The organism is Maribacter spongiicola, from assembly GCF_052119685.1.
Lineage (GTDB): Bacteria > Bacteroidota > Bacteroidia > Flavobacteriales > Flavobacteriaceae > Maribacter > Maribacter spongiicola_A.
Map to the genome: position 1 here is coordinate 23,155 of NZ_JBGQOO010000020.1, position 7,041 is coordinate 30,195.

The 7,041-nt window shown below is 35.3% G+C and carries 6 protein-coding genes; 2 read left to right on the forward strand and 4 right to left on the reverse strand.

Going from position 1 to position 7,041, the window contains the following annotated elements; translation table 11 throughout:
* Window positions 1–258: 258 nt before the first annotated feature.
* Both ACEN2N_RS18540 and ACEN2N_RS18545 read right to left on the reverse strand, forming a co-directional pair.
* Window positions 259–1,515, reverse strand: coding sequence for a DoxX family protein (locus tag ACEN2N_RS18540; protein WP_441825723.1), 1,257 nt, complete (start codon window positions 1,513–1,515; stop codon window positions 259–261).
* A gap of 246 nt (window positions 1,516–1,761) precedes the next feature.
* Window positions 1,762–2,151 (reverse strand): hypothetical protein, encoded by a 390-nt coding sequence (locus ACEN2N_RS18545; protein ID WP_441825724.1) that lies wholly within the window; start codon window positions 2,149–2,151, stop codon window positions 1,762–1,764.
* 696 nt (window positions 2,152–2,847) lie between these two features.
* On the opposite strand from ACEN2N_RS18545, the gene ACEN2N_RS18550 reads away from it, so the two are divergent.
* Complete coding sequence (locus ACEN2N_RS18550; RefSeq protein ID WP_441825725.1) at window positions 2,848–3,000, forward strand: hypothetical protein; 153 nt, start codon at window positions 2,848–2,850, stop codon at window positions 2,998–3,000.
* A 48-nt stretch (window positions 3,001–3,048) separates the two neighbouring features.
* On the opposite strand, the gene ACEN2N_RS18555 is transcribed toward ACEN2N_RS18550, so the two are convergent.
* On the reverse strand, window positions 3,049–3,441 hold the full coding sequence (locus ACEN2N_RS18555) for a hypothetical protein (protein WP_441825726.1): 393 nt from the start codon (window positions 3,439–3,441) through the stop codon (window positions 3,049–3,051).
* A 611-nt stretch (window positions 3,442–4,052) separates the two neighbouring features.
* On the opposite strand from ACEN2N_RS18555, the gene ltrA reads away from it, so the two are divergent.
* On the forward strand, window positions 4,053–5,324 hold the full coding sequence (gene ltrA / locus ACEN2N_RS18560) for a group II intron reverse transcriptase/maturase (protein ID WP_441825727.1): 1,272 nt from the start codon (window positions 4,053–4,055) through the stop codon (window positions 5,322–5,324).
* Between the two features lie 103 nt (window positions 5,325–5,427).
* Here ltrA and ACEN2N_RS18565 read toward each other — a convergent pair whose 3' ends face one another.
* The gene (locus ACEN2N_RS18565; RefSeq protein ID WP_441825728.1) at window positions 5,428–6,675 is read right to left on the reverse strand and encodes a DUF6161 domain-containing protein; all 1,248 of its coding nucleotides are present in this window, start codon (window positions 6,673–6,675) and stop codon (window positions 5,428–5,430) included.
* Window positions 6,676–7,041: the final 366 nt, after the last annotated feature.

Here is a 7,041-nt window from a genome sequence, read left to right on the forward strand (position 1 = left end):
CCCCAATAAATTGGCACATATAGAATACTTAGTTGAAACTTTGATTAATAGTAATCATAAGGAATGAAACCGGAAGCATTGCCATTCTTATTTAGACTTTTTCAATCTTTTTTCTTCTTTCTTTTCTTTAGCAGTTTTTGCTGGTTCTTTTTTAACATTTTTCTTTGCATCTTGACTTTTACTCATAACGTTTTCATTTAATAATTAGTAAACTATTTTCAATTCTCCTTAAAACTTATTCTTTGTGAACTTTATAATTTATTCTAAATCTCTGATCCAACGAATTCCATTTCGCGTTAATCTATAATCGCTAATTGATTTGGCTCTTGTTCTCATCCGAAGGGAATCTCCCTTAAATATGCCTTCATAAATATAAACTTTATTCTCTAAGGCTTTATAAGTTAATTTGTGCTGGGTTTTATCTTCGCCATAAAAATCGGTTAAATGTAATTTTTTAGTCAATGTATCTACGGTAAACTTGTAACGTTGGGTGATATTATCTTCATTTAAAATCATTAAGGTTTCGGGTAAATAAGATAAATCGTTTATTCTTATTTTATTCCACCGATTGCCATTTATTTTACTCTTTGGTATCGTATCTCCATTCTTTACAAATAGTTCAATTTCATGTGAACTTGTAAAATTTTTATAATGATTACTATGCTGTTGTTTTATTCTTTCTGTCATGTCAAAGCTAAACGAGATAAAAACATACAGCAATAATGTGCCTTTAATAATATTTCTAGTGTTTTTACCTTTTCGCCCTTCAAAAAGAGGCAGGTAGGTAGCAGCGGTAGAGGGCTTATTTCTTAAGAAAAAATCATATAATCGCTTTAAATCGTCCCACATTAAAAACACGATCATAAGAAGTAAATGAATCGCAAACATCTTTACAATAACGTCGTACCCAATATCCATTAACACGACATTTGTCATTGCTATTAACAACAAGAAAGCACCTAAAGAAGTTGTTCTTCTAAATAACAGCAGTAAGCCGCCTATTACTTCTATCAACCCTGCGGTTATACCATAGAATTTCGAATAACTCATAAATGCCCACACAAAATTCATTCCGTTAAGTTCGCCTATCGGAGTTTCTAAAGTATCAATATCCATTGTGCCAAACTGGAGTAAGAATACTTTTGAAAGCCCGTAAAGAATTAGCGTAAGACCTATATGATATCTAAGTATGGTTTGTAAAAGTATTTTAAGTTTATTGTTGTACTCTTTTTTGATTTTAGAATCAATGAACACCCAAATTGTGGCACCTATTATAGAGATTACTGCGATTAAAAGAAATCTAGTAAAGTCATATTTAGAGTCAAAACCGTTTAACAACATATTTGGGTTGTATTCCCATCCTAAAAATACTTTTCCAAACCAGGTTGTAACTCCCTTCCAAAATGAAAAATTATTCGGATCTATTTCTTTAGTATACTCAAACCCGTAAGGATAGATATACAAGAGAAAATATAGAAATACAAATCGTAATATCAGCTTCTGGGTTATTGTCAATTGTGTTGGTTTAGAAGAACTAAATGAATATTATTTTTATGCTTTATTTAATTTTGATAGTGTTTTATTTATGAACAGTTTAGATGCAAAATAGGGTTTGTTTTCCGCAAGGCGCATGGCGAAAACTTTTTCTCGCCCGAACGTGCCTTTTCGATACTTGGGGACTTTGTTTTTTTCTTTTTTTCTGGTCGAAGCTAGATCCTAAAGAGTTGTCTTCTCTCTCGTTTTATCATTTATCCGGCTATTCTAATCGTCTATCTTTGCCTGAGTAATATCGCTAAAAGTAGGAGGATTTTCAGTAAAACTTCCGACCCCTTTTTTATTGACTTTAAAAAGCACATCTTTTGTAGTGGTAAATAATAGCACTGTTAAGAAAGATGTTTTAAGATGAGATTTTAATATGATAAAAGCCTCATCTAAAGTGAGTTCTTCGGTTTGATCTTCGGTCTCTTTTGATCTGTAACGTAATTTAAGTAAGACTTTAAAACCATCTTCAGAATAGATTGGTCTTACGAATATATTTCTCAAATTAGGCTTACCAATGGTCTTTGCCATGGTTAGTTTCGCAAAGTTACCTTCCTCTACACTTTCTGTTACTAGTTTCCAGAAAATAAGAAATACATCTTGATAGGGCATAAATTAAATATTGATGAATAAAACTTTAAATTACCAAATTAGTCAATTTTGTAGTCCTTTATAATAAGTAGAGAAGTAAATGTAAAAAAAGAGATTTATCGAGAGAACAAAGGTTTGCATATGAGTAGGGAATTACTTTGAAGGGTTTGGTCATGCGCAGTGTCCCTAAGGGCATTGCTTATAGATGATGTTTATGCTCAATGTGGGCATCTTTACCTTAGAGCAATATAAGATTTATTTATAGTGTGTAAAGCCCTTATGCGCTGGGGTAACGTCTGGAAGCATTAGCAAGTCGCAAGGTAGGTAACTCTGAAGTTACATCTGAAGAAAGCGAGACTACAAAACTCGGTACTGATTCTTCGACGGGCTCAGAACAGACCAAGCAGGAACTGTATATAAAGCATATTTACTTGTTTAAGCAAGTACATCATTATAACGCCCCACAATCATAAAAAGGTAAGTATGTAGATACGGTAGGGATTGAGTGAAAGAAGATGCAATTACCTGGGTAGATCGCTATAACCACGAGTTGGTTAAGTAGAGACGTCAGCCGAAGTCATCGTAGTTGGTAACCTGATACTACCAATGAAGTACCGAAAAGTAATGGTCTTTAATAGACCAAGTAGCTTTTTGCATTAAGAACAATCTCCTTAGAGAAAGCTGCCTTTGATTAAGTAAGACAACAGAATACAGTAAATGATAAAACAGGTAATTAACAACAAAAATCTAAACGAAGCCTATTTGCGCGTGTATGGTAATATGGGAGCGGCTGGTGTAGATAGGTTGCAGGCAACGGACCTAAAGTCTACATTAAAAGCCCAAGGGAATATCTACAGCAAACAAATGTAGAAAAGGCGTTTCGAAAGGCTCGCCATTAAGTCCTTCTTAAGTTTGATTCTACTTTTCTGTTTTAATCGGATTAGTTCTAAAGACATAAGCAAAAAGTAATGCAAAAATCACATACACTGCTGAGAGAGAAATGATAATTTCTGAATGTATTTGAATATTAGAAGCAATTTTAACTAGTGCAATTGCACCAACCCCAAAATGCATTAGATTTCCAATTGCAATTGGTCTATTATAAATCCCTCCAATTAGCGTTCCTTTAGCCATCCAATTTAAAATTCCAAAACCCAAATATAATGCACTCATTATTTTCAAAAAAAGTATGGTAATAATATTTGGCTTGACATTTAGATACTCTACTATTTCATTTGGTAAAAAAGAAAGAAGGATTCCCATAATAGCCAAAAATAAGGCGCATGAGGTCATTAATATTTTTGTGTTCATTTTATTGACTTAGGATTTATGACTTGTTGGCAATTTTAAATTAAACATTGTTGCTAATTATTGCCAACGTTCCGTGTATGGTGTCGTAGCATCCCACAGGGTGCTATGCACTATACACATTGTGTGTGCCCAGCATGGGCATCTTTTGATTTACTGAAAGGTAAATAATTAATCTAGAGGGTGCAAGTCCCTTTATGGGCAGGGGTAACGCCCTGAACCATTAGTAAGCTGCAAGGTTGCTAGTTGTGAGACTAGGACTGAAGGAAGCAGGACTACAAAACTCGGTACTGACGAACAGAAACCGTATACGAGGCATATTTATCCGGGTAAGCAAGCACATCATTGTAACGCCCCAAGAACACCAAAAGGGTAGATATGTAGATACGGCAGGGATCGAGTGAAAGAAGATGTTCTTACCTGGGGAGGTCTCCAAAGTTACGTGTAGCTACATGGAGAAGTCAGCAGAGGTCATAGTACTTACGGACAATGAGCTAGGGCAATACCCTAGAGGTCTCACAAGTAAGGAAGGACCGAACGTTAGATCACGTCTGTATTCGTATAGGAATCGTTTTGTCCGATAGCCTATACCTAGAAGGACAAGAACAGAACAAATGATAGCAAAAGTAGTAGCAGCCAGAAACTTGAGCGACGCCTGTAAAAAGGTCGTGGGCAATAAAGGTTCGGCAGGAATAGATGGCATGACCACCCAAGAGTTAAAGGCATTTATAGATGCTCACCGTTCTAAAGTGGTGCGTCAGCTTATTTCCAAAAGCTACAGGTCACAAGCTATCAAAGGGGTAGCGATACCCAAGGCGAATGGCAAGACCAGATTACTGGGAGTGCCTACGGTAGTGGATAGATGGCTTCAGCAAGCGGTAAGCCAACAATTGGTGATTCATTTCGAACTTGATTTTGAATCGGAGAGTTACGGTTTCCGCCCAAAGAAGAACCTTCAACAAGCTGTGTTAAAAAGTCGGTCAAATATTAATGATGGCTATCAAGACATAGTGGATATCGACCTTACAAGTTTCTTCGATGAAGTACAGCACTATAAACTACTGCAACTTATTTATAACAAGGTAAAGTGTCAAACCACCTTATGGTTAATTCGAAAATGGTTACGAGCACCTATTTTAAAGAATGGGCGATTATGTAAACGTAGAAAAGGATTACCACAAGGCAGCCCATTAAGTCCGTTATTGTCCAACATTATGTTAGACCAATTGGACAAACATCTAAAAGTACGAGGGTTCAGGTTCATTCGCTATGCCGATGATTTCAGTATTTACACAAAATCAAAAGCAGCGGCACGAGCGATAGGGAACGAGGTTTATCTGTTTTTAAAGGAGAAACTGGATTTACCTGTCAACCGAGCAAAGAGCGGTATACGCAGACCTTCTACTTTCAAGGTTTTGGGTTATAGGTTTACGCCAGTCTATAAGAAAGGCGTAAAGGGGAGGTATCAGTTAATAGTAAGTGAATCGGCTTGGCGAACACTCAAACGCAAGCTTAGGTACCTTACCAAGAAAACGCTACCATTGTCATTGGCAGAAAGGCTACAACGCTTAAAACTCATCTATAGAGGGTGGTTGAACAATTTCCGATTAGGAAATATAGAGACCAAACTTAAAAAGCTGGATGAATGGTTACGTAACCGACTACGCTACTGCATATGGCACGATTGGAAGAAACCAGAGCGCAAACGCAAGAACCTCATTGGCTTAGGTATAAAACAGGACCAAGCGTATGCTTGGAGTAGAACAAGAATGGGAGGCTGGGCAGTAGCTCAAAGCCCTATACTTAGAACTACTATTACTGAAAAGCGCTTAAGAAAAAGAGGTTATGAAAGTATGCTAAAGTACTACCACGTTGTAAAGTTCTGATATAACGAACCGCCGTATACGCGACCCGTACGTACGGTGGTGTGAGGGGTGCACTCCGTCATCTGATGGCGGAGCCATCCACTCGATTAGCCACTGGCTTTGTTTAATTTCTTAATATTTTTCCAACAATATCATTCGGCATAGTTGGTCCAGAATCATCTTTCAATAATCCAGTTTCGGCTCTACTAAATAACGATTGTAAAATCAGTTTTCTGTCTTCAGGGTTTATTTCAGTGTCTTTTAATAATGCTAAATAGAAAAAAGTTAGTGTATGTCTTTCTTCAGCATCTCTTGCCAAATGAAATGAGCTGAACATAACTTTGGTTATTGCTCTAATAGCAAATGCTAAAAGTGAAATCAATGCTATAAATACAATTGACCATCTTACAATTGCAGTAGTATTACCTTTAAATACATTTTTAAAAATCCAATCTGGTGAACTTATAAGAATTACTGAAAAAAATATTGCTGAAAAAATTACCATTGCTAATAATATATTTCTCGCTTTAATTGCATCCTTTCTGTATTTGGTTGATTTACTTCTCCAATATCGAGCAGGTGCTTCTAATTGTAGTTTTTTCCTGTAGGTATCTTCTAAATCGGTTATTTTTTTCTTAGAATCATCGTCAAATTCAATAAATCCAGTTTTGGATGTATTCATCCAATCATCAAATTCCGTTTTTTTAGATTCTAATAAGCCGTCTATTTCTTTTGTTTGACCAATTAATTTCTCTTTGGAATCGTCAAGAACTTCATTAATTTCTCCTTGCGTATCGGAAATATAATTTTCAAAAGAGTTTCTTATTGTTGATATAGAAGCTCTTTCATTAGAACGTCTCTTAGCGATATCAGTTCTACCTTGGTTTTTAAATTCATATGCTCTAATTAAACCTGTAAGTAAATCATTTGAATTTATAGTTTCGTTTTGTCCAGTCAGAAAGTTATATGCTCCTCTAACAAAATTCGGATTTTCTTTATGAAGCTCTTCGAGAAACTTTGTTATACTTGAGTTAGGTGTAAAAACTTTTGTTCGATTATTAGTGTCTGGATTTTGTATTTGAGCTTTTATTTGTTGCCATTTGTTTTCAACATTATAATGACCTCCATTTACTAAATCAAGTATTTGAGATTTTAATCTTTTAAAGTGTTCTTTCGAATTGTTAAGGTAAGAAGGAAGTTCTGTGTTATCCCAACCTTTATTTTGTCTTAAAATGAATCCATAAATGGCATCTATTCCTTTTAAATCAGTTGTGAAATCTAAATGAGGATAATTGATATTAACAGTACAACTTTTAAAAAAGTCAACGTGTTCAGATTGATTAATTTCTTTTCTTAAATCTTTTATCGGCATAGTTTTTTCAGCTTGTGGCTAACGGTCTAGTATAAGAAAAGTAGGGCAGTTGTAAGCAATACTTTTCGGATTAAACTAAAGCCGAATTTTTAAATTTTGTTATTTATTATTCCTTGTTTAAAATATACCAAATTTAAAAATTTGGCGACTTGGCAAATACATATAGACCTTTCAGTTAAGCACTTTTTGCCCTATTTTTTTTATACATTGTGTGTGCCCAGTATGGGCATCTTTACCTTATAGCAATATAAGGATTTATTTAGAGGGTGTAAGTCCCTTATGCGCTGGGGTAACGTCTGGAAGCATTAGTAAGTCGCAAGGGTGGTAACCGTGAGGTTACATCTGAAGAAAGCGAGACTACAAAAC

Bases quoted from the DNA above. Each gene is read 5' to 3' on its own strand.
- ACEN2N_RS18555 (WP_441825726.1), bottom strand. From the start codon at position 3,441: ATGAACACAAAAATATTAATGACCTCATGCGCCTTATTTTTGGCTATT.
- ACEN2N_RS18550 (WP_441825725.1), top strand. From the start codon at position 2,848: ATGATAAAACAGGTAATTAACAACAAAAATCTAAACGAAGCCTATTTG.
- ACEN2N_RS18565 (WP_441825728.1), bottom strand. From the start codon at position 6,675: ATGCCGATAAAAGATTTAAGAAAAGAAATTAATCAATCTGAACACGTT.
- ltrA (WP_441825727.1), top strand. From the start codon at position 4,053: ATGATAGCAAAAGTAGTAGCAGCCAGAAACTTGAGCGACGCCTGTAAA.
- ACEN2N_RS18545 (WP_441825724.1), bottom strand. From the start codon at position 2,151: ATGCCCTATCAAGATGTATTTCTTATTTTCTGGAAACTAGTAACAGAA.